A 19843-nucleotide genomic window follows, 5' to 3' on the forward strand; every position below is an offset into this window, starting at 1 on the left:
TCCCGCCTTACGGCGCCGTAAACCCCGGCTCGTCGAGCGGGCCCGCCCGCGCGGCAGCTGTCGCCGGGCCCACTAGTGCAGCGCCGAACCCGGGCGCCACCTCGGCGGTCACCAGTACATCCAGACCGTCGACGTCGCACCCGGTCAGCGTAGAGGCCATCGCCCGCGCGAGGGAGTCAGCCGTCGCGCAGGCCACCTCGCGGCCTCCGGGCAGCGCCGCGGCTGCTCCCAGCGCCGCGAGGTCCGCCACCGCAGCCGCTCGATGACGGGCCACCACGACGGAGCCGAGCAGCGCACCGCCTGTCATGACCGCCGATACCGCCGCGATCAGGAACGCCGCGAGGATCGTCGCCGCACCCCTGTCGTCACGTACCAGGCTCCAGCGCCGAGACGGCGCGTCCGGTGATCGCGACGCCCGGCAGAAATGCCGCACGCGACGTGACCGTCGCGACCACGAACCCGCCATCGCGCCGCACCTCGATTCCGGCACCCGTGGGCGCGATGGTGCGGGCAGTCGCGGTGGCGACGGCGTCGTCGCCGCGCGCCGCCAACCGGGCGGCCTCCCTCGCGGCGTCCACGCACCGCACCTGCATCGTGATCGCGGTGAGCCCAGCCAGGCAGACCACCACCACCGCCACGAGCGTGAGAAGGGCGAATGCCGCCTCGACGGTGGCGAAACCGGCATCTAGATGTTGGTGTTCAGCGCACGAGTGATGATGTTCGTCAGCGCGCTGACGATCGAGTCCCCCGTCACCACGGTGTACAGGATCGCCCCGAACGCCGCGGCGGCGATGGTGCCGATCGCGTATTCGACGGTCGACATTCCGTCGTCGGCCGTCGCCAGCACGAGCAGCCGTGCGCGCAGAGCGGCAAATCGGTGGTTGAGCATGCAGATCCTCCTCGGTGGTTGTCACAACACTCCTGATCGCAGAACATCTCCGGCCAGCCCCGCGATGACCGGCACGATGCCCAGGCAGATGAACGCCGGCAGATAGCACAGCCCCAACGGGCCTGCGATGAGCACGGCGGCGCGCTCGGCTCTCGCCCCGGCGGCGTCCGCCGCTTCGGCGCGCAGAGAGGTGGCGAGGTCTTCGACCCCGTGGGCCAGCGCTGCTCCCGACGCCGCCGAACGTCGCGCCATACGCAGGTAGGCGCGTACATGGACGTCCGCGGTGCCTTCCGGCTCCGCCCAGGCCCGGCCGGCATCGGCGCCCAACGCCAGCAGGTCTGCGCCGCGCCGCAGCACTGCCGCCAACGCGGGCGGCGCGGCATCGGCGACCGCCGCGGCGGCGCTCGACACCGCCATGCCCGCTCGCAGGCACGCCCCGAACGCGTCCAGTGCGGCCGCCACCGCCAACGGTCCGTCAGGTGTCGGTGCCGACCTCGCCGACGGCGGCCCCTGGCACGCCGTCGTCCTGCGCGCGGCGCAGGCCCGCGGAAGCACGAGCACCGCCAGCGCCAGGGACACCGCGGCCCACGTCATGTCAGCACCGACGCCGTGATCCGGTCCGACCAGAGCAGACCCGCCCCGACGAGCGCGGCGCCGACACACAGCAGCCAGCCACCGGTGCCGCCGGAGGTGAGAAAACCCACCGGATCCGCACCGATGGCGCACCCGAGCAGCACGCCCACTGCCGGCAGCCCCGCCAGCAGATTGCCCGTGGTGCGCGCCCCCGCCATCCCGGCATCGACCCGGGACCGGAACCGTTCACGTTCGGCGAGATCACGCTGCGCGGCCTGCATCAGCGAGGCGATCGCCAGACCGTGCCGCGCGGCGAGCTGCCAGCACAGCGCGAGCCGTTCCCAGTGGCCCGGCACCAGGGAGCGACGCGACTCCGCCCGCAGCCCCGCCACGACGTCGGCGCCCAGGAGCGCACGGGCCGCGACCGCAGCGAACGACTCGCCCACCCGCCCGTCGATCTCGCGGGCGACGGAGTCCATCGCAGCGACCGGGTGCGCGCCGACGCGCAGTTCGGACACCAGGACGTCCAGGGCCCCGTGCAGCGCGCTCGCCTCGTCGGCGCCGACGAGGCGCTGCCTACGCCACCGGTGCCGTACGACCAGCACTGTCAGCATCGTCGTGCTCGCCAGCACCACGGAGATCGGGAGGACGCAGCTGAGTACGGCACAGGCCAGCAGCGCTATGACGATCGCCGGAGGCTTGCGGCGTCGTCGCGCCGACACCGGCCGCAGGGGTGCCCGCGTCACGGGCGGCAGCGCGAGCAGAGCCAACGCCAACGCGACCGCCGCCACGGTCATGTCCGGCACCCGCGATCGATGAGCCCCCGCAGCGCGTCGGCGCCCTCCCGGAATCCCGTGTCGGCATCCCAGCTCGGCACCACGCAGACCCGGCCGTCGCCGTCGCGTTGGAGCACCCCGATCTCGGAGAGTCGGCGCCGACCCGCCCGAGAACGTGACACGTGCAGGACCACCTGGATCGCCGCACCCAACTGGCTGTGCAGGGCTGCGCGGTCGAGCCCGCCCAGCGCAGCGAGTGCCTCGAATCGGGCGGGAATCTCGCCGGGTTTGTTGGCATGCACCGTGCCTGCACCGCCGTCGTGACCGGTGTTCAGGGCGGTGAGCAGGTCAACCACCTCGGCGCCGCGCACCTCGCCGACCACGATGCGGTCCGGCCGCATCCGCAACGCCTGTCGGACCAGGTCACGAACGGTGACTTCACCGATGCCCTCGACGTTGGCAGCGCGGGCCACGAGCGACACCAGGTGCGGATGGCGCGGTGCCAGCTCCGCGGCGTCTTCGACGCACAGGATTCGCTCGTCAGCAGGCACGGCCCCGAGCAGCGCCGCCAACAACGTCGTCTTTCCACTGCCGGTGCCCCCGCTCACCACGAACGCGAGCCGTGCGGCGATGATGTCGCGCACCAACGCGGTTGCTTCGGGGGCGATGGCGCCGGAAGCCACCAACGCGTCGAGATCCTGGGTGGCAGGACGCAGCACGCGAAGCGACAGACAGGTGCCGCCCGCGGCGACCGGTGGGAGCACGGCATGCAGCCGCACACTCAACGGCTTTCCCGCCACACTTCCCAGGTCAGCGAGATGGCCGTCGACCCACGGTTGGGCATCGTCGAGGCGCCTGCCCGCGCTCAGCGCGAGCCGCTGAGCGAGGCGGCGGACGGCGGCGTCGTCAGCGAATCGCACGCCGGTACGTCGCAAACCCGTGCCGTCGTCCACCCATACCGCGTCGGGGGCCGTGACGAGCACATCGGTGGTGCCGGGTGCCGTCAGCAGCGGCTCGAGGATGCCCGCACCGACGAGTTCGGTCTGCAGTTCGCGCAGGCTGGACAGCACCTCGGTGTCCCCGAGCACGCCTCCGGACTCAGCGCGGATGGCGGCGGCGACGACGCTGGGCCGCAGCGGTCCACCGTCTGCGGCGAGACGCTCGCGGACACGGTCGAGCAGCGGCGCGTTCATGCGGCGACGGCATCGAGTGAGCCGGCGTGCGGCTTCGTCTGCAGCACGGCCAACACCGTGCGGGCGGCCGATGCCAGTGGCGAGTTTCCTCGCAGCCGAACCCCACCTCGTTCGAGGTGCTGATCCAACCCCGGCTGAGGACGCATCGTCGCCAACACGGGCAGCCCGACGATGCGCGCCACGTCGATTGGCCGTAGGCCGCCCGGAGACGGCCCGCGCACGAGCAGACCGGTGTTGGGGTTACAGGCAGACGCCCACTGGGCCGTCGCCGCCGAGGCGGCACACGACCGTACATCGGCAGGTGTGACCAACACCACCAGATCTGCTGCCGCCAAGGACGTCTCGATGGCCGCGGTGGGGCGGCGGGCGACATCGATCACGACGGTCACGGCAGCTCGGCTACCGGCGTCGACCACGGCGCCCAGCGCCCTCGCATCGATCTCCCCGGCGGGTTGTTCGCCGGCCAGCACCCGACTGCCCGCCAGGATCGCGACACCCTGGCTGCTGGGTAGGGCAGCGCGCAGTGCCGGATAGGTGAGCCGCCCACCGGCCAGCGTGAGGTCCGGCCACCGCAAACCCGGCTCGGTTTCGCTGCCCAGCACCAGGTCGAGACCGCCGCCCCACGGGTCGGCGTCGATCAGCAATGCCTCACCCGCGGCCCGGGCCAGCGCCACCGAGAACACCGACGCGCCACCCCCGCCGCGTCCCGCCATCACCGCCACCACAGCGCCTCGCGGACCACCGTTGCGGGCCTCGTCGGCGGCCTCGGTCAGCACTGCCATCACGTCGGCTTCCTGGGCGGGTAACGCCAGAACGTGCTGGGCGCCCACCGCAACGGCGGCCTCCCACTGCGCAGGGTCCGGGGCAGAACCGCTGATCAACACCACCCCCGCGCGCCGCGGTAGCGCGCGGTCCGCGCACGAACGCGCCGCCGCTTCGTCGAGCAGGATGGCCGCGGCACCGGCCCACACCCGCCGATCCGAGGCGTCGGCCCTGCGGACGGCGTGCACGGCAGCGGCGGCGACCACACGGTCGACGAGGCCACGCAGGACGGGGTTGGATACGACGATCAGGACGGCGGCACCGGTCATGTGTCCCAGCCTGCGTGGCGTCGACGCCACGCAGCCAGGGCGTCACGAAGATCTGTGGATGATCGCGAGCCTGTCCACAGGCCGACCGATCAAGGGCTTGCACTCCCCCGAAAATGGCGTTCCGCAACTTCTGGGAAGAGAGTGACCTGTCCGCATTGCGAAATGGCCCAGAAAAGGGACGACCCCCGCCAGGGGGGGAGGAGGCGGAGGTCGTCGTGTATCAGCCCCGGGGGGTCGGGCTGATGCACACCCGGCATAAGCCGAGTGATGCCCACTATACACACGCCCGAGCGGGCTGGCGCAAGACCGCACCGCAGAGAAGTCGGCGCAGATCTTGAAAAGGTTGCAGACGAAGCCACGTGTCGTGAACTGCCAATTTGTACGATCTGCCGCAATCTGTCACGCGACCGCGCCTTATGCTGACGCGGTGACCCTCTCCGACCCTGCGGCGGGTGCCCAGGCACCCGACGGGACGCCGTCGGGTGAGCGCCCCGTGCGGACCGCGGCGTTCTTCGATCTCGACAAAACCGTCATAGCGAAATCCAGCACATTGGCTTTCAGCAAACCGTTCTTCAGCCAAGGGCTAATGAATCGGCGGACGGTTCTCAAATCCGCGTATGCGCAATTCCTGTTCACGATGTCGGGCGCCGACCACGATCAGATGGATCGGATGCGGGCGCACATCACGACGATGTGCGCGGGCTGGGACGTCGAGCAGGTCAAATCGGTGGTCGGCGAAGCGCTGCACGACATCGTCGACCCCCTGGTCTTCGCCGAAGCTGCGGAGTTGATCTCCGACCACAAGCTGTGCGGACGTGACGTGGTCGTCGTCTCCGCGTCGGGCGAAGAGATCGTCGCGCCGATCGCGCGGGCCCTCGGCGCGACCCACGCGATGGCCACGCGGATGGTCGTCGAAGACGGCAAGTACACCGGCGACATCGCGTTCTACTGCTACGGCGAGGGGAAGGCGGAGGCGATCCGAGCATTGGCCGCCCGCGAGGGATACGCGCTCGAGCACTGCTACGCCTACTCCGACTCCATCACCGACGTGCCGATGCTCACGACGGTCGGACATCCGACCGTCGTCAACCCGGATCGCGCGCTGCGCAAGGAGGCCTCCGCCCGCGACTGGCCGGTCCGGTCGTTCTCCAAGCCCGTCTCCCTGCGGGACCGACTGCCCGCACCGTCGGGTGCGGCGGTCGCGACCACGGCGGCCGTCGGTGTCACCGCGCTCGCCGCGGGCGCCCTCACCTACACCCTGTTGCGCCGGTTCGCCTTCTGACCTTCTACCGGCCTTGCCCATTCGACGACGTAGCTGAACAGTCCGCGTAACGAATCGGGAAACCGATGCTTTTGACCCTTGATGTGACCGCGGTCACGTAGTACAAAGGAAACACGGAAGCCGGGCGAGGCCAAGGTCGAGCCGGAAGAGAAGGCTCGATCTCCCGACCTCGGCTCCCCAGCACGAGTCCCGGAACCCACGCGGCGCACATGCCGCGGAACAGGTAAAAGTGTTGCGGGCCTGCGTAAGTGCGAAGATCGGACGGCACCGACGACCCTTTGGGTGGGGTCGCAGCCGTGGCGGATCGCGCAGCGCCGAGGCCACCCACGCAACCCACAACGCACGCATGGTAACCGGAGGCTCGTGCTGGCGGGCGGCGCGCCGAAGTACTTTTCGAATTACTTCGGAACGTCGCCCGCTTTTGCTTTGCTGGGAAAATCAGGACGAGGCTGACGAGGCGATCGACAGTGCCTCGCGCGCGCCAGCATGCAGCGCCTCGTTGCTCAGCACCAGCCACGCAGCCAATCCGGACGGCGTGCCCGACGCGAAACCCCGTGCGGCGGCGGTGTAGTCGCCGGACCGGCGCATCCAGTGCATCTCCGGCACCCCGAGGCCGTGCGGGTCCAGGCCACTGGCGATGGTGATCAACCGTGACACCCCGCGCGCCACCACCCCGTCCGCGCTGCCGAACGGCGCCAGCGTCAGCAGCTCCCCGTGGGCGACCGCGGCCAGAACGGTCGCGGGCACCCGCGTCCCGCCGGTCGCGAGGTCGGCGAGCAGCTCCAGGCGGCGCCCGATGTCGGGTTCGCTGCGCGGCCGGCCCAGCGCATCGGCGTCGACGAGATCCGCCGCGGCCAACGAGTGCAGCCGTGCGATGGCCTGCAGCGGGGCACGCCGCCAGACGCCAATCAGCGGGCCCTGACCGCCCTCGAGTGCCTCGGCCACCCGCAGCGCACCCGCGAGCACGGGGTCCTTGTCACCCATCGACCCGCCCGCCGAATCGCCCGCGAACTGCAGCGGACCTCCGTCGAGCACCGATGATGCGCGGGCCGCCCGCAGCGCTGCCTCGGCAGCGGTGCCGGGCCAGCCGCGCAGATTCGTTCGATGCCGGTGAGCCCGGCCCAAAGCCTCGCGCGCCTCCTCCCCCGCCTCGGCGACGCCGGGCAGAGTGGTCAGCGGGGCAAGCGGATCGGTCACGCCCGCACACTAATCCATGGTCGACGGACCGATCGGCGCGCCGGTTGCGACGTTCGTCGCCCGCCGCACACCGCCCGCAGCGGCGCTTGTGAGTTGCCAACGTCGATGCAACGTTGGGTGACTACCCTCACAGTCATGACCGAGACGCATGCTGACGTTCAGGCTTCGTATCCGCCTGCCCCCGAGTTCAGCGCCCAGGCCAACGCGACCGAGGCGCTCTATGAGGAGGCCGCTGCCGACCGGCTGGGATTCTGGGCGACGCAGGCCGAGCGGCTGTCCTGGCAGACGCCGTTCGACGAGGTGCTGGACTGGTCGGAGGCCCCGTTCGCGAAGTGGTTCGTCGGCGGCAAGCTCAACGTCGCCTACAACTGCGTCGACCGCCATGTCGAGGCAGGCAACGGCGACCGGGTCGCGATCCACTGGGAGGGCGAACCCGTCGGGCACTCCCGCTCCATCACCTACGCCGAACTCAAAGACGAAGTCTCCCAGGCAGCCAACGCGCTGACCGATCTCGGCCTCGTCGCCGGTGACCGGGTGGCGATCTACATGCCGATGGTGCCCGAGGCCATCATCGCGATGCTCGCGTGTGCGCGTCTGGGCGCGATGCACTCGGTGGTGTTCGCCGGCTTCTCGGCCAGCGCTTTGAAGGCCCGCATCGACGACGCGGCGGCCAAGCTCGTCATCACCACCGACGGTCAGTACCGGCGTGGCCAGGCGGTGTCGCTCAAGGAGGGGGTCGACGAGGCGATCGCCGGCCTGGGTGACGACAGCCCGGTCGAGCACGTGCTCGTGGTGCGCCGCACCGGGATCGACACGCCGTGGACCGACGGTCGCGACCTGTGGTGGGACGAGGTCGTACCGAAGGCCTCGACCGATCACACCCCGGAAGCGTTCGACTCCGAGCATCCGCTGTTCCTGCTCTACACCTCCGGCACCACCGGCAAGCCCAAGGGCATCATGCACACCTCGGGCGGCTACCTGACCCAGGCGTCGTACACGCACTTCAACGTCTTCGACATCAAGCCCGAGACCGACGTCTACTGGTGCACCGCCGACATCGGCTGGGTGACCGGGCACACCTACATCGTGTACGGGCCGCTCTCCAACGGCGTCACGCAGGTGGTCTACGAGGGCACGCCTGCTTCCCCGACCGAGCATCGCCACTTCGAGACCATCGAAAAGTACGGCGTCACCATCTATTACACCGCTCCGACGCTGGTCCGTACCTTCATGAAGTGGGGACGCCAGATCGCCGCCGACCACGATCTGTCGAGTCTGCGGCTGCTGGGCTCGGTGGGCGAGCCCATCAACCCGGAGGCGTGGCGCTGGTACCGCAAGGTCTTCGGCGACGACGCGACCCCGATCGTGGACACCTGGTGGCAGACCGAGACCGGCGCGATCATGATCTCCCCGCTGCCGGGCGTCACCGACTGCAAGCCCGGTTCGGCGATGCGGGCACTGCCCGGCATCTCGGCCAAGATCGTCGACGACGACGGCAACGAGCTCGCGCCCGGCACCGACCACGGCGAGCAGACCAGCGGCTACCTGGTGCTCGATCAGCCGTGGCCGTCGATGCTGCGCGGCATCTGGGGTGACCCGGAGCGGTTCAAGGAGACCTACTGGTCCCGCTTCGCCGAGCAGGGCTGGTACTTCGCCGGTGACGGCGCCCGCTACGGCAAGGACGGCGAGATCTGGGTGTTGGGCCGCATCGACGACGTCATGAACATCTCCGGACACCGCATCTCCACCGCCGAAGTGGAGTCCGCACTCGTCGGGCACTCCGGGGTGGCCGAGGCCGCCGTCGTCGGCGCCTCCGACGAGCACACCGGCCAGGCGATCTGCGCGTTCGTCATCCTCAAGTCCAGCGCCCACGGCGGCGAGGGCTCCATGGTCGACGAGCTGCGAGCCGAGGTCGCGCGGGAGATCTCCCCGATCGCCAAGCCGCGGGAGATCCACGTCGTCCCCGAGCTGCCCAAGACACGCAGCGGCAAGATCATGCGCCGGCTGCTCCGCGATGTCGCCGAGGGCCGCGAACTGGGTGACACGTCGACGCTCGTGGACCCGAGCGTGTTCGAGGCGATCCGGGCCAGCAAGTAGCGCCCGTCGGCGCGGTCATCGCGCTGGTCGTCAGCGCCGCGATCCGGCTGCGCCGGGCCGTCCGCTGAGGAGCGTCAGGTCAGGGCACCGGGACGAAGCCCGTCCCTGGCCTGTTCTTGGCCGCGATGTCGGCCAGCTGAGTGTTGATCGACATCGTGACCGCCGGCGTGTGCAGCGGGATGAACTTGACCACGCATGTCGGCAAGTCTTCGGAGAACGCGCCGTGGATCATGCCGACGAGCTTGTTGTCGACGGTGACGGGGGCACCGGAGTCGCCCGGCTGCCCGCAGACCTGATTGACGATGGTGCCGGGCTGCTCGCCGGGGCCCCACGTCACGCCGCACGAGTAGCCGGTGGTGCGGCCCAGCTTGCACGCCACCTGACCGAACACCGGGTCGGGGCCGATGCCGTCGATCCGGAACCCGTTGACCTCGTCGACCGGGCGCACCTTGGCCGGGTCGAACTTGATCACCGCGTAGTCCAGGACGTCGTTGCCGGCCACCATGGTGCCGACGATGCCGGCATCCTGCTCGGCCTCACTGGCGACGACGGCACCCGGCCCGCCGCAGTGTGCGGAGGTGAAGCCGATGAGGTTGCCGCTGCGGTCGGTGCCGATCGCCGTCAGCGTGCACAGGGTGTCGCCGTTGACGACCAGACCGGACCCGCCGCCGAGAGTGACGGGGGCCGCAGCATGGGCGACACCAGCGCTCACCAGCATGAGAGCCCCGAGAATCGCGCAGATCGCAGAGAAGACAGCCGGCCGGCCGTTCGACTTCACACCTCACTCCAATCGACGCCTCAATGGCTTCGGCCCGACCCGCCAGAAAGAATCACCAAGGAATCAAGGCAGTCTAACGTCACTGCCGGATCGTTTCGTTTCACGCCACGTGGCAACATAAGCCGCGACCAGATCTCATGCGGGGAAGGAAGCTCTTGTGAGCGATCGCAGTAACGGCGCGCCGGCGACGGTGACATCCATACCGCTGGTGGACCCGCACGCGCCGAAGCCGGACCCGTCGATCGGCGACCTGGTCAAGGACGCGACCGCCCAGGTCTCGACTCTGGTGCGCGCGGAGGTCGAACTCGCCAAGGCCGAGATCACCCGCGACGTCAAGAAGGGCCTGACCGGCAGCGTCTTCTTCATCCTGGCGCTGGTCGTGTTGTTCTACTCCACGTTCTTTTTCTTCTTCTTCCTCGCCGAGCTGCTCGATCAGTGGCTGTGGCGATGGGCTGCGTTCCTGATCGTGTTCGGGATCATGGTCGTGGTCACCGCGGCGTTGGCGCTGCTCGGATTCCTGAAGGTGCGGCGAATTCGCGGTCCCCGCAAGACCATCGAATCGGTCAAGGAGTTCCCCGAGGCGTTCGGCGGGGGTGCTGACAAGAAGGCCGTCATGACAGGCCCAGCGGCAGGGGGTACGACGAACGGCAAGCAGCCGGCGGCGACGGATCCGTCCGGCTGGTAATGGCCGTACCCGATCCGTCGGTCGTTCGCGTCGGCGGACCGTGGCGTCATCTCGACGTGCATGCCAACGGCATCCGTTTTCACGTCGTCGAGGCTGAGCGGGAGGCGGGTGCCGACGACCAGTCCCGTCCACTGACCGACCGTCCGCTGGTGATCCTGCTGCACGGTTTCGGCTCCTTCTGGTGGTCCTGGCGTCACCAGCTGCGGGGGCTGTCGGGGGCGCGGGTGGTGGCGATCGATCTGCGCGGGTACGGCGCCAGCGACAAGCCGCCGCGCGGGTATGACGGCTGGACGCTGGCCGGTGACACGGCGGGCCTGGTGCGGGCGCTGGGACACAGCACCGCCACGCTGGTGGGTCATGCCGACGGCGGACTGGTCTGCTGGGCCACGGCGGTCCTGCATCCGCGTGTGGTGCACGCGATCGCGGTGGTCAGCTCACCGCACCCGGCAGCGCTGCGCGCCTCGACGATGCGCCGCCGCGATCAGGGGCGGGCGCTGCTGCCGTCGATGTTGCGCTACCAGGTGCCGATGTGGCCGGAACGCATCCTGACCCGCCACGACGGGGCCGAACTCGAGCGCATCGTGCGCGCCCGGTCCAGCGCGCCGTGGCAGGCGAGCGACGACTTCGCCGAGACCATGCCGCTGCTGAGGCGGGCGATCCAGATCCCGTCGGCCGCACATTCGGCGCTGGAGTACCAGCGCTGGGCGGTGCGCAGCCAGCTGCGCAGCGAGGGTCGGCGGTTCATGCGGTCGATGAAGCGTCCGATCGCGGTGCCCGTCCTGCATCTGCGCGGCGACACCGACCCCTACGTGCTCGCCGACCCGGTGATCCGCACACAGAACTACGCGCCGCACGGCCGCTACGTATCTGTTGACGGCGCAGGACATTTCGCTCACGAAGAGGCGCCGGAGGCGGTCAACGCGCAGCTCGAACGGTTTCTTCGCCAGGTGTACGGCTGATCAGCCGCTGATGCAGGCGCCCGTCGGCACCGGCGCGACGTTGCCGACCTTGGCCATCTGACGGGAGACTTCCTGGGCGGTCAGCACGAATCCGGTGTCGACGTCGTCGACGGCCGCGCCGAACACCACGCCCAGCACCTTGCCCGACCGGTTGATCATCGGACCGCCCGAATTGCCCTGCTTCACGGTGCCGCGGATCGTGTAGACCTCGCGCGTCACGGTGGTACTGCGGTAGATGTCGGGACCGTTGAGTTCGATCACCTCGCGCACGCGCGCCGGCGTCGCGGTGAAGTCGCCACCGCCGGGATAACCCATCACGATGCCGTCGGTGCCTGCGGGTGCCTCGGAGTCGACGAACTGAAGCGGCGCCGACGGAAGGTCGGGGACGTCGAGGATCGAGATGTCGGCGTTGGGGTCGTAGCTGACGACCTTGGCGTCGTAGGTCTTTCCGTCGACCTCGACGGTGACGGTCTCCGACCCGGCGACGACGTGCGCATTCGACATCACCCGGTTGGGGGCGACGACGAAACCGCTGCCCTCGAGCACCTTCTGGCAGCTGGGCGCGACACCGCGCACCTTGACCACGCTGGACCGCGTCGTCCCCACGACCGCGGAACTGGCCAGCGAGGCGTCCGGCGCGTCGACGTTGGCGACCGGGGTGGGGCCGAAGTCCTTGAGGACATCGTGCAGCCCGGAGGTGTCCCACAATCCGGACAGCCGGCCGGGCACGGAGCGCAACCAGCTCGGCGCGATCGAGTCGACCTCGGCGATCACCCTCGATCCCTGCACCGCGGCGGCCAGATTGGGCTGCGGCGAGGAGACCAGCGCGGTCCCCAGCAGCCAGGCCGCGGTCAGTACGAGGACCAGCTGCACCGCCACGCCGATCACCGAGTCCACCACGCGCAGTGTCGGATTGCGGATCGCGCCGCGCACCGCACGGCCGAGGACCACGCCGGCGATCTCGCCGACCACCACGAGCGCCAGGATCAGGAACAGCGTGGCGAACAGCTTGGTACGCGGCCCGTCGATGTGGTTGACCACGTGTGGGGCGAGCAGCACGCCGGCGACCGCGCCGAGCACCACACCGACAAGGGCGAGCACAGAACCGGGCGCGCCGGATCGCCAGCCCGAGATGGCGGCGATCAGCGCTACGGCGAGTACGGCTATGTCCAGCCACTGTGACGATGTCATCGTTGGAGATCACCGTAGCTGCCCGCGCCCTCGACGCGCGCCATTGCATCGCCGAGTTCATGGACGGAGTCGGTGTCCCACGGTTGCGCCCAGCCCGCGACATCGAGCATCGCGGCGATGACGTGCCCGGTGAATCCCCACACCAGCATCTGGTTGAGCAGGAACGCCGGACCGGCCGAGCGGCGGGTGTTCTCCTTGCGGTACACCATGAGCCGGTTGGCCGGGTTGACGAAGGCGCGCACCGGAACCCGTGCCACCACGGCGGTTTCGGACCTGTCCACGACCGCGACGGGCCCGGGGTCGGCGGAGTATGCGAGCACCGGCACGACCTGGAATCCCGACGGCGGGATGAACATCGTGTCCAGGGTGGCCAGGGCCCGCAGCCGGGAGGCCTGAAGGCCTGTCTCCTCGGTGGCCTCACGCAGCGCGGTGTGCACGGGGCTGCGGTCGCCCGGGTCGGCTGCGCCCCCGGGGAACGCGGCCTGGCCGGCGTGGTGGCGCAGCGTGGAGGCCCGCATGGTGACCAGCAGGTCCGCGTCGGCCGGGAGTTCGCCCGGCACACCGTCGTCGGGGCCGGAGAACAGGACGAGCACCGCGGCGTCGCGGCGGGCGCCGGTGACGGCTGCGGTGGCGTTGGCTGCGGTCAGCGCGGCGAGGACCTCGGCGGGCACCCGCTGGCGGTAGGCGTCCTTGACCGCGGCCGGGTCAGTGACGAGGGGGGCCAGCCAGGGCGGTGCGGCGGCGGGAGTCAGCTCGCCGTCCCTGATCTCCCAGCTCACCTCACTCCTATCGTCGGATCCACTGCGTCGGCGATCTCGTCGGCGGTGGCAAACGACCGGGGCAGGATCTGCGCCACGCTACCGTCCGCGCGGAGCACCACCGTCGCCGGCATCACGTTGGGAACCTGCAGCGCAGCGGCGATCTGGCGTCGTCCGTCCTGCAGCGTCGGCAGGTGCACCCCGAGTTCGGCGAGGCGGAGCAACCCGGCGGTTTCGTTCTCGTCCTGGTGCACGGTGAGCACGAGAACCGACGGCCCGACTCGGCGTTGGTACTCCGCCATCGCCGGTAGCTCGTCGGCACACGGACCGCACCAGTAGGCCCAGAGGTTGAGCACCGTCGGCCGGCCTGCGACAGCGCGTGCCACGTCGACCGGCGTTCCGTCACCGGCGCATTCGACGACGATGCCGCGAAGCGACTCTGGACCAGCTCCGGCGCCGGGGGTGGGGCAGGGCGCCAGCGCGGCCTGCGCCCGCGGCCCGGCCAGCGCGGCCGGGGTGTCGGCGTCGCGCTTGTCGCGCGGGGACACCACACCGGGCGTCGCGGGTGCGGCGGGACCGGTCGGATCGTCCGCCAATTCACTGAACAGCGCGACCCCGAGCGCGATGAGGACCACCAGCGCCACGACGCTCCACCGTGCCGACGTGCTCATCGGCACGCTTACAGGCCGGCCAGTGCCAGCAGGTGCTCGGTCTCCGGGCCCTTGACCAGCGGGGCCGCCACCAGTGGATCGGTGGGCCCGATGCCGTAGGAGGGGCAGTCCTTGGCGAGCACGCACACCCCGCAGGCCGGCTTGCGGGCATGACACACCCGCCGGCCGTGGAAGATCACCCGATGGCTGAGCAGCGTCCACTCACGGCGCTCGATCAGCTCACCGACCGCGTGTTCGACCTTGACCGGATCCTCCTCGGCGGTCCAGCGCCATCGTCGGGCCAGCCTGCCGAAGTGGGTGTCGACGGTGATGCCGGGGACGTCGAACGCGTTGCCGAGGATGACGTTGGCCGTCTTGCGCCCCACGCCGGGCAGCGTCACCAGCTCGTCCAGAGTGGCGGGCACCTCGCCGTCGAAGCGTTCGACCAGCTCCTGGCCCAGCCTGATCAGCGATGACGCCTTGTTTCGGAAGAACCCGGTGGGGCGGATCCATTCTTCGAGCTGCGCCCGGTCTGCCTGGGCGTAGTCCTGCGCCGTGCGGTACGTGGCGAACAGCGCGGGCGTGGTCAGGTTGACGCGTTTGTCGGTGCTCTGCGCGGACAGAATGGTGGCCACGGTGAGCTCGAGGGGATTGGTGAAGTCCAGCTCGCAGTACACGTGCGGAAACGCCTCGGCCAGCGTGCGATTCATGCGTCGGGCGCGCCGCACGAGACCCAGGTGGGTCTCGTTATCCCATTTGGCGGTCCGTTTGGTCACGGTCACCTCGCCAGCGTACTGAGCACGTCCGACACGGCCGACGGCAACTCGTGTTCAGATCGGTCGTTAACGTGGGCTTTTCGTGATCGGTCCGAGACCTTGGCCGTGTTTACTTCCGCATGTGTCGTGGTTGCTCGTCGCGCTGATCCCGGGGTTGTTGATGCTGGCGACCTTCGGGCTGGAGAAGGTGGAGGCTGGTCTGCGCCAGCAGACCATCTCGGCGGCCGATGTCGCCGACTTCTTGAATCAGGCCGAGGCCGGCGATGTCGACGCGCTGGTGCGTGACGGATTGGACACCGCGATCACCGACCAGAACCGGCGGCGCGTGGAGCGTGAGGCGACGGCGCCGATACCGATGCGGGCGAAGGTCACGTCAGGTTTGCCGACGACCGCGTCGTACCCCTAGCCCGTCAATAACCGGTTTCGGCAGACCCGACATGCCGATCCTGTGTAGCGTGAGCTGGTCACGACAGGACATGGCTCTAGACTGAGTCGGCCTTCGTATCCGACGTCGGCGCGCACATGTCTGATTACCAACATCTTCGACAAGAGGGGCAACGTGGACGAGATCCTGGCCAGGGCCGGAATCTTCCAAGGGGTCGAACCCAGCGCTGTTTCCGCGCTGACCAAACAGCTCCAGCCCGTCGACTTCCCCCGCGGGCACACGGTGTTCGCCGAGGGTGAGCCCGGCGACCGGCTCTACATCATCATCACCGGCAAGGTGAAGATCGGCCGGCGTTCGCCGGACGGCCGCGAGAACCTGCTGACGATCATGGGACCGTCGGACATGTTCGGTGAGCTGTCGATTTTCGACCCGGGACCGCGTACGTCGAGCGCGACCACGATCACCGAGGTGCGGGCGGTGTCGATGGATCGTGAGGCGCTGCGCGCCTGGATCGCCGATCGCCCGGAGATCGCCGAGCAGCTCCTGCGGGTGTTGGCGCGCCGGTTGCGCCGCACCAACAACAACCTGGCTGACCTGATCTTCACCGACGTCCCCGGTCGCGTCGCCAAGCAGCTGCTGCAGCTGGCCCAGCGGTTCGGAACGCAGGAAGGCGGCGCGCTGCGCGTCACCCACGATCTGACGCAGGAGGAGATCGCCCAGCTCGTCGGCGCCTCTCGCGAGACCGTGAACAAGGCGCTGGCCGACTTCGCTCACCGCGGATGGATTCGCCTCGAGGGCAAGAGCGTGCTGATCAGCGACAGCGAGCGCCTCGCGAGGCGAGCCCGCTAAACGTCATCGGCGCAGGTAGTTCAGCTGCGCCTGCACGCTCCACTCGGCCACGTCCCATAGTTTCTCGTCCACGTCGGTGTAGACGTGTTCGACCACGGCGCGGGCGGTGGCGTCGTCACCGAGCTCACGCAGCGCCCCGCGGATCTGGTCCAGCCGTTCCTGCCGGTGCGCCAGATACGTGTCGGCGACCGCGGCCAGGTCCTCGAGATCGGGCCCGTGTCCGGGCAACACCGTGCGATGGCCGAGACCACGCAGCCGGTGCAGCGACTCCAGATAGTCGCCGAGGTCGCCGTCTTCCTTGTCGATCACCGTCGTGCCCCGGCCGAGCACGGTGTCAGCGGTCAGCACGGCATCGTCGAGCAGGAACGACAGCGAATCGGCGGTGTGGCCCGGCGTGGCCAGCACCGTGATCCGCAGGCCCGCTGCGTCGATGACCTCACCGTCGGTCAGCGGACCGCCGAGGCCCCGCTGGAATCCGCTGCCCACCGAGCGCACGACCGCGCCGGTCAGGTCGACGAGCCGGTCGATCCCCCCGGTGTGGTCCTCGTGCCGATGGCTGATCAGCACAAGAGGGATCGGGCCCAGCGCCGCGAGCCGTTCGATGTGCTCGTCGCGGTCGTCCGGCCCGGGGTCGACGACCACCATCTCGTCACTGCCGCGCCCGCGCAGCACCCATGTGTTGGTGCCGTCCAGTGTCATACGCCCAGGGTTGTCGCACAGCAGCACCGACGCGGTCTCGGTGACCGGCCTCAGCAATCCGTACGCGGGGTGCTCCACTCAGTCGACCTCTGCCTAACCGGCGACCTCGACGATGATTTCGACTTCCACCGGCGAATTGCGCGGAAGCTCGGATACCCCGACGGCGGATCGGGCGTGTGCACCCGCGTCGCCGAAGATCGCCCCGAACAGCTCCGACGCACCGTTGATGACGACGGGCTGGCCGCCGAACCCCGGTGCGGACGCGACGAAGCCGACGACCTTCACCACCCGCACCACCGCGTCGATACCCACGAGGGCGTCGACGGCTGCGAGCGCGTTCAGCGCGCACCGGCGGGCCAGGTGCTTGGCGTCCTCGACGGACACCTCGGCGCCCACCTTGCCCGTCTCGACGAGCTCACCTCCAGAAATGGGCAGCTGCCCGGCGGTGTAGACGAGATTGCCCGTACGGACCGCGGGCACGTACGCCGCGAGTGGGGCCACGACCTCGGGCAGGGCGATGCCCAGCTCGTTCAGCCGTTCCGACCAGATTTGTCGGGTCACTTGGGCCGCTTCAGGTACGCGACGTGCTGCTCGCCCGTCGGACCCGGCAGCACCGAGACAAGCTCCCAGCCGTCCTCTCCCCACTGGTCGAGGATCTGTTTGGTCGCGTGCGTCAGCAACGGAACAGTCGCGTATTCCCATTTGTTCGCTGCGCTCACGCCGCCCACCTCGTTTGTTCGCTCATACGGCTGAGCTTATCCGGCGCGCAGATCGCTATGGCTAGCATGCAGTGGTGGCAACCACACCAGAGGGCTCACCGCACGGTTCGTGGCCGGCACGGCTGGCCGAGGCGCGCCTGCATTTCGTCAGCGGCAAAGGCGGCACCGGCAAGTCGACGATCGCCGCAGCGCTGGCCCTGGCCCTGGCCGCCGGCGGACGCAAGGTGCTACTCGTGGAAGTGGAAGGGCGGCAAGGTATTGCGCAGCTCTTCGATGTGCCCCCGTTGCCCTACGAAGAGGTCAAGATCGCGACCGCCGAGGGTGGCGGTCAGGTCAACGCCCTGGCCGTCGACACCGAGGCCGCATTCCTGGAATACCTGGACATGTTCTACAACCTGGGGCTGGCGGGGCGCGCCATGCGCCGCATCGGAGCCGTCGAGTTCGCGACGACGATCGCCCCTGGCCTGCGTGACGTCCTGCTGACCGGGAAGATCAAAGAGGTCGTCACACGCACCAGGAAGGAAGCCAAGGGCAAGTACGGCTACTACGACGCGGTGGTCGTCGACTCGCCGCCGACCGGCCGGATCGCCCGCTTCCTCGACGTCACCAAGGCCGTGTCCGACCTGGCCAAGGGCGGCCCGGTGCATTCGCAGGCCGACGGTGTGGTGCGGCTGTTGCACTCCGACCTCACTGTGATCCACCTCGTGACGCTGCTGGAAGCGCTGCCGGTGCAGGAGACCCTGGAGGCCATCGCCGAACTCCGCGAGATGGAGCTGCCGATCGGCTCGGTGATCATCAACCGCAACATCCCGGCCTATCTCCCGCCTGATGATCTGGCGAAGGCCGCCGAGGGTGATGTCGACGCCGACGCGATCCGCGCGGGCCTGTCCAGCGCAGGAATCACGTTGTCCGACAACGACTTCGCGGGACTTCTCACTGAAACGATCGAACACGCGACGCGTATCGCGGCGCGCGCCGAAAGCGCCGAGCAGTTGACCGAACTCGAGGTCCCACGCCTGGATCTACCGGCGCTGGCAGACGGCGTCGATCTGGGAAGTCTGTACGAATTGGCCGAAGCGCTCGCCCAGCAGGGCGTGCGGTGACGAGAGGCAGATGATGAGCACCGCTCCGGTGACCCTGGACATGGGATCGATCCTGCGCGACAAGGCCAATCGCGTGGTCGTGTGCTGCGGCGCAGGCGGTGTCGGCAAGACCACCACCGCCGCGGCGATGGCGCTGCGCGCCGCCGAATACGGCCGCACCGTCGTCGTCCTGACCATCGACCCGGCGAAGCGGCTGGCCCAGGCGCTCGGCATCGAGGATCTGGGCAATGTCCCTCAGCGCGTTCCGCTGGCGCCCGAGGTGTCCGGTGAGCTCTACGCGATGATGCTGGACATGCGTCGCACGTTCGACGAGATGGTCGTCCAGTACTCGGGACCCGATCGCGCCGACGCCATCCTGGACAACCAGTTCTACCAAACCGTGGCCACCTCGCTGGCGGGCACGCAGGAGTACATGGCCATGGAGAAGCTGGGTCAGCTTCTGGCAGAAGACAAGTGGGATCTGATCGTGGTGGACACGCCACCGTCGCGCAATGCGTTGGACTTCCTCGACGCGCCGAAGCGGTTGGGCAGCTTCATGGACAGCCGGCTCTGGCGCCTGTTGCTAGCGCCTGGACGGGGCATCGGCCGGCTGGTCACCGGCGCGGTCGGACTGGCCATGAAGGGGATGTCGACCATCCTGGGGTCTCAGATGCTTTCCGACGCAGCGGGTTTCGTCCAGTCACTGGACGCCACGTTCGGTGGGTTCCGCGAGAAGGCCGACCGCACCTACGAACTCCTCAAGCGCCGCGGCACCCAGTTCGTCGTCGTCTCGGCCGCCGAGCCGGATGCGCTGCGGGAGGCGTCGTTCTTCGTCGATCGGTTGTCCTCGGAGCGCATGCCGTTGGCGGGCCTGATCCTCAACCGCACCCACCCGACGCTGTGCGATCTGACCAGCGACGCGGCGAGCAAGGCGGCCGATGCGCTGGATGGCACCGATCCGGGATCGCTGACGGCCGCGGCGCTGCGAGTGCACGCTGACCGGGCGTCGACGGCCAAGCGCGAAGTGCGGTTGCTGTCGCGGTTCACCGGCGCCAACCCCCATGTGGCGATCGTCGGCGTGCCGTCCCTGCCGTTCGACGTGTCGGATCTCGAGGCGCTGCGAGCGATCGCCGATCAGATCACCGGGCAGACGACCGCGGCCTGATCCACAGGCCACATTCGTCCGACAAGCAAATTCTGACGCCTCTGTCGGG

24 protein-coding genes are annotated in these 19843 nt (G+C 69.3%); 8 read left to right on the forward strand and 16 right to left on the reverse strand.

Translation table 11 applies throughout. The features are described from left to right. Window positions 1-7: 7 nt before the first annotated feature. The 7 genes from ACZYYX_RS00470 to ssd all read right to left on the reverse strand — a co-directional run bounded on the left by ACZYYX_RS00470 (window position 8) and on the right by ssd (window position 4522). On the reverse strand, window positions 8-433 hold the full coding sequence (locus tag ACZYYX_RS00470; RefSeq protein ID WP_463812448.1) for an Rv3654c family TadE-like protein: 426 nt from the start codon (window positions 431-433) through the stop codon (window positions 8-10). Continuing rightward, window positions 366-638 carry a TadE family type IV pilus minor pilin gene (locus tag ACZYYX_RS00475; RefSeq protein ID WP_463812449.1) on the reverse strand — a complete coding sequence of 91 codons (273 nt, stop codon included), beginning with the start codon at window positions 636-638 and terminating at the stop codon, window positions 366-368. Before ACZYYX_RS00475 ends, ACZYYX_RS00470 begins: the two co-directional genes overlap by 68 nt. 47 nt (window positions 639-685) lie before the next feature. Continuing rightward, the gene (locus ACZYYX_RS00480) at window positions 686-823 is read right to left on the reverse strand and encodes a DUF4244 domain-containing protein (RefSeq protein ID WP_463814742.1); all 138 of its coding nucleotides are present in this window, start codon (window positions 821-823) and stop codon (window positions 686-688) included. A gap of 87 nt (window positions 824-910) precedes the next feature. Then, window positions 911-1483: a type II secretion system F family protein gene (locus ACZYYX_RS00485; RefSeq protein WP_463812450.1), complete on the reverse strand. Its 573-nt coding sequence runs from the start codon at window positions 1481-1483 to the stop codon at window positions 911-913. Then, window positions 1480-2259 carry a type II secretion system F family protein gene (locus ACZYYX_RS00490; RefSeq protein WP_463812451.1) on the reverse strand — a complete coding sequence of 260 codons (780 nt, stop codon included), beginning with the start codon at window positions 2257-2259 and terminating at the stop codon, window positions 1480-1482. The genes ACZYYX_RS00485 and ACZYYX_RS00490 overlap by 4 nt, the downstream gene beginning before the upstream one ends. Next, window positions 2256-3431 (reverse strand): TadA family conjugal transfer-associated ATPase, encoded by a 1176-nt coding sequence (locus ACZYYX_RS00495; RefSeq protein WP_463812452.1) that lies wholly within the window; start codon window positions 3429-3431, stop codon window positions 2256-2258. The genes ACZYYX_RS00490 and ACZYYX_RS00495 overlap by 4 nt, the downstream gene beginning before the upstream one ends. Beyond that, complete coding sequence (gene ssd, locus ACZYYX_RS00500) at window positions 3428-4522, reverse strand: septum site-determining protein Ssd (RefSeq protein ID WP_463812453.1); 1095 nt, start codon at window positions 4520-4522, stop codon at window positions 3428-3430. Before ssd ends, ACZYYX_RS00495 begins: the two co-directional genes overlap by 4 nt. A gap of 427 nt (window positions 4523-4949) precedes the next feature. Between ssd and ACZYYX_RS00505 the strand changes: the two genes are divergently transcribed. Further along, a complete protein-coding gene (locus ACZYYX_RS00505; RefSeq protein ID WP_463812454.1) occupies window positions 4950-5804 on the forward strand; it encodes an HAD-IB family hydrolase in 855 nt (284 codons plus the stop codon). Window positions 5805-6242: 438 nt separating this feature from the next. On the opposite strand, the gene ACZYYX_RS00510 is transcribed toward ACZYYX_RS00505, so the two are convergent. Then, window positions 6243-7001: an oxidoreductase gene (locus ACZYYX_RS00510; RefSeq protein WP_463812455.1), complete on the reverse strand. Its 759-nt coding sequence runs from the start codon at window positions 6999-7001 to the stop codon at window positions 6243-6245. Window positions 7002-7136: 135 nt separating this feature from the next. Between ACZYYX_RS00510 and acs the strand changes: the two genes are divergently transcribed. After that, window positions 7137-9098: an acetate--CoA ligase gene (acs, locus tag ACZYYX_RS00515; protein WP_463812456.1), complete on the forward strand. Its 1962-nt coding sequence runs from the start codon at window positions 7137-7139 to the stop codon at window positions 9096-9098. 79 nt (window positions 9099-9177) lie between these two features. On the opposite strand, the gene ACZYYX_RS00520 is transcribed toward acs, so the two are convergent. Further along, on the reverse strand, window positions 9178-9816 hold the full coding sequence (locus ACZYYX_RS00520) for a S1 family peptidase (RefSeq protein WP_463812457.1): 639 nt from the start codon (window positions 9814-9816) through the stop codon (window positions 9178-9180). A gap of 217 nt (window positions 9817-10033) precedes the next feature. On the opposite strand from ACZYYX_RS00520, the gene ACZYYX_RS00525 reads away from it, so the two are divergent. Together ACZYYX_RS00525 and ACZYYX_RS00530 are read left to right on the forward strand one after the other, a co-directional pair. Continuing rightward, window positions 10034-10561: a phage holin family protein gene (locus ACZYYX_RS00525; protein ID WP_463812458.1), complete on the forward strand. Its 528-nt coding sequence runs from the start codon at window positions 10034-10036 to the stop codon at window positions 10559-10561. After that, entirely contained in the window at window positions 10561-11520 is a 960-nt protein-coding gene (locus tag ACZYYX_RS00530) for an alpha/beta fold hydrolase (protein ID WP_463812459.1), read from the forward strand. Before ACZYYX_RS00525 ends, ACZYYX_RS00530 begins: the two co-directional genes overlap by 1 nt. Here the strand turns inward: ACZYYX_RS00530 and marP are convergent, their stop codons facing one another. Genes marP through nth form a run of 4 tightly spaced genes read right to left on the reverse strand, consistent with a single transcriptional unit; the run spans window position 11521 to window position 14829 of the window. Next, the gene (marP, locus tag ACZYYX_RS00535) at window positions 11521-12711 is read right to left on the reverse strand and encodes an acid resistance serine protease MarP (RefSeq protein WP_463812460.1); all 1191 of its coding nucleotides are present in this window, start codon (window positions 12709-12711) and stop codon (window positions 11521-11523) included. Beyond that, complete coding sequence (locus tag ACZYYX_RS00540; RefSeq protein ID WP_463812461.1) at window positions 12708-13490, reverse strand: NUDIX hydrolase; 783 nt, start codon at window positions 13488-13490, stop codon at window positions 12708-12710. Before ACZYYX_RS00540 ends, marP begins: the two co-directional genes overlap by 4 nt. Further along, window positions 13487-14140 carry a TlpA disulfide reductase family protein gene (locus ACZYYX_RS00545; protein WP_463812462.1) on the reverse strand — a complete coding sequence of 218 codons (654 nt, stop codon included), beginning with the start codon at window positions 14138-14140 and terminating at the stop codon, window positions 13487-13489. The genes ACZYYX_RS00540 and ACZYYX_RS00545 overlap by 4 nt, the downstream gene beginning before the upstream one ends. Window positions 14141-14148: 8 nt before the next feature. Beyond that, window positions 14149-14829: an endonuclease III gene (nth, locus tag ACZYYX_RS00550; protein ID WP_463814743.1), complete on the reverse strand. Its 681-nt coding sequence runs from the start codon at window positions 14827-14829 to the stop codon at window positions 14149-14151. 187 nt (window positions 14830-15016) lie between these two features. Between nth and ACZYYX_RS00555 the strand changes: the two genes are divergently transcribed. Next, window positions 15017-15301 (forward strand): hypothetical protein, encoded by a 285-nt coding sequence (locus ACZYYX_RS00555; RefSeq protein ID WP_463812463.1) that lies wholly within the window; start codon window positions 15017-15019, stop codon window positions 15299-15301. Between the two features lie 153 nt (window positions 15302-15454). Then, window positions 15455-16129 carry a cAMP-activated global transcriptional regulator CRP gene (gene crp / locus ACZYYX_RS00560; RefSeq protein ID WP_046365140.1) on the forward strand — a complete coding sequence of 225 codons (675 nt, stop codon included), beginning with the start codon at window positions 15455-15457 and terminating at the stop codon, window positions 16127-16129. A gap of 3 nt (window positions 16130-16132) precedes the next feature. On the opposite strand, the gene ACZYYX_RS00565 is transcribed toward crp, so the two are convergent. Genes ACZYYX_RS00565 through ACZYYX_RS00575 form a run of 3 tightly spaced genes read right to left on the reverse strand, consistent with a single transcriptional unit; the run spans window position 16133 to window position 17547 of the window. Continuing rightward, window positions 16133-16906 carry an MBL fold metallo-hydrolase gene (locus tag ACZYYX_RS00565; RefSeq protein ID WP_463812464.1) on the reverse strand — a complete coding sequence of 258 codons (774 nt, stop codon included), beginning with the start codon at window positions 16904-16906 and terminating at the stop codon, window positions 16133-16135. A 15-nt stretch (window positions 16907-16921) separates the two neighbouring features. Continuing rightward, window positions 16922-17377 (reverse strand): RidA family protein, encoded by a 456-nt coding sequence (locus ACZYYX_RS00570; RefSeq protein ID WP_463814744.1) that lies wholly within the window; start codon window positions 17375-17377, stop codon window positions 16922-16924. 8 nt (window positions 17378-17385) lie between these two features. Continuing rightward, a complete protein-coding gene (locus ACZYYX_RS00575) occupies window positions 17386-17547 on the reverse strand; it encodes a DUF4177 domain-containing protein (RefSeq protein WP_463812465.1) in 162 nt (53 codons plus the stop codon). A 71-nt stretch (window positions 17548-17618) separates the two neighbouring features. Here ACZYYX_RS00575 and bagA point away from each other — a divergent pair, with 71 nt between their 5' ends. Together bagA and bagB are read left to right on the forward strand one after the other, a co-directional pair. Then, window positions 17619-18650, forward strand: a complete 1032-nt coding sequence (gene bagA, locus ACZYYX_RS00580) for an ATPase BagA (protein ID WP_463812466.1) — start codon at window positions 17619-17621, stop codon at window positions 18648-18650. Window positions 18651-18663: 13 nt separating this feature from the next. Continuing rightward, window positions 18664-19794, forward strand: coding sequence for an ATPase BagB (gene bagB / locus ACZYYX_RS00585; protein WP_463814745.1), 1131 nt, complete (start codon window positions 18664-18666; stop codon window positions 19792-19794). The last annotated feature ends 49 nt before the right edge of the window (window positions 19795-19843 follow it).

Source organism: Mycobacterium sp. IDUB_1 (assembly GCF_055419625.1).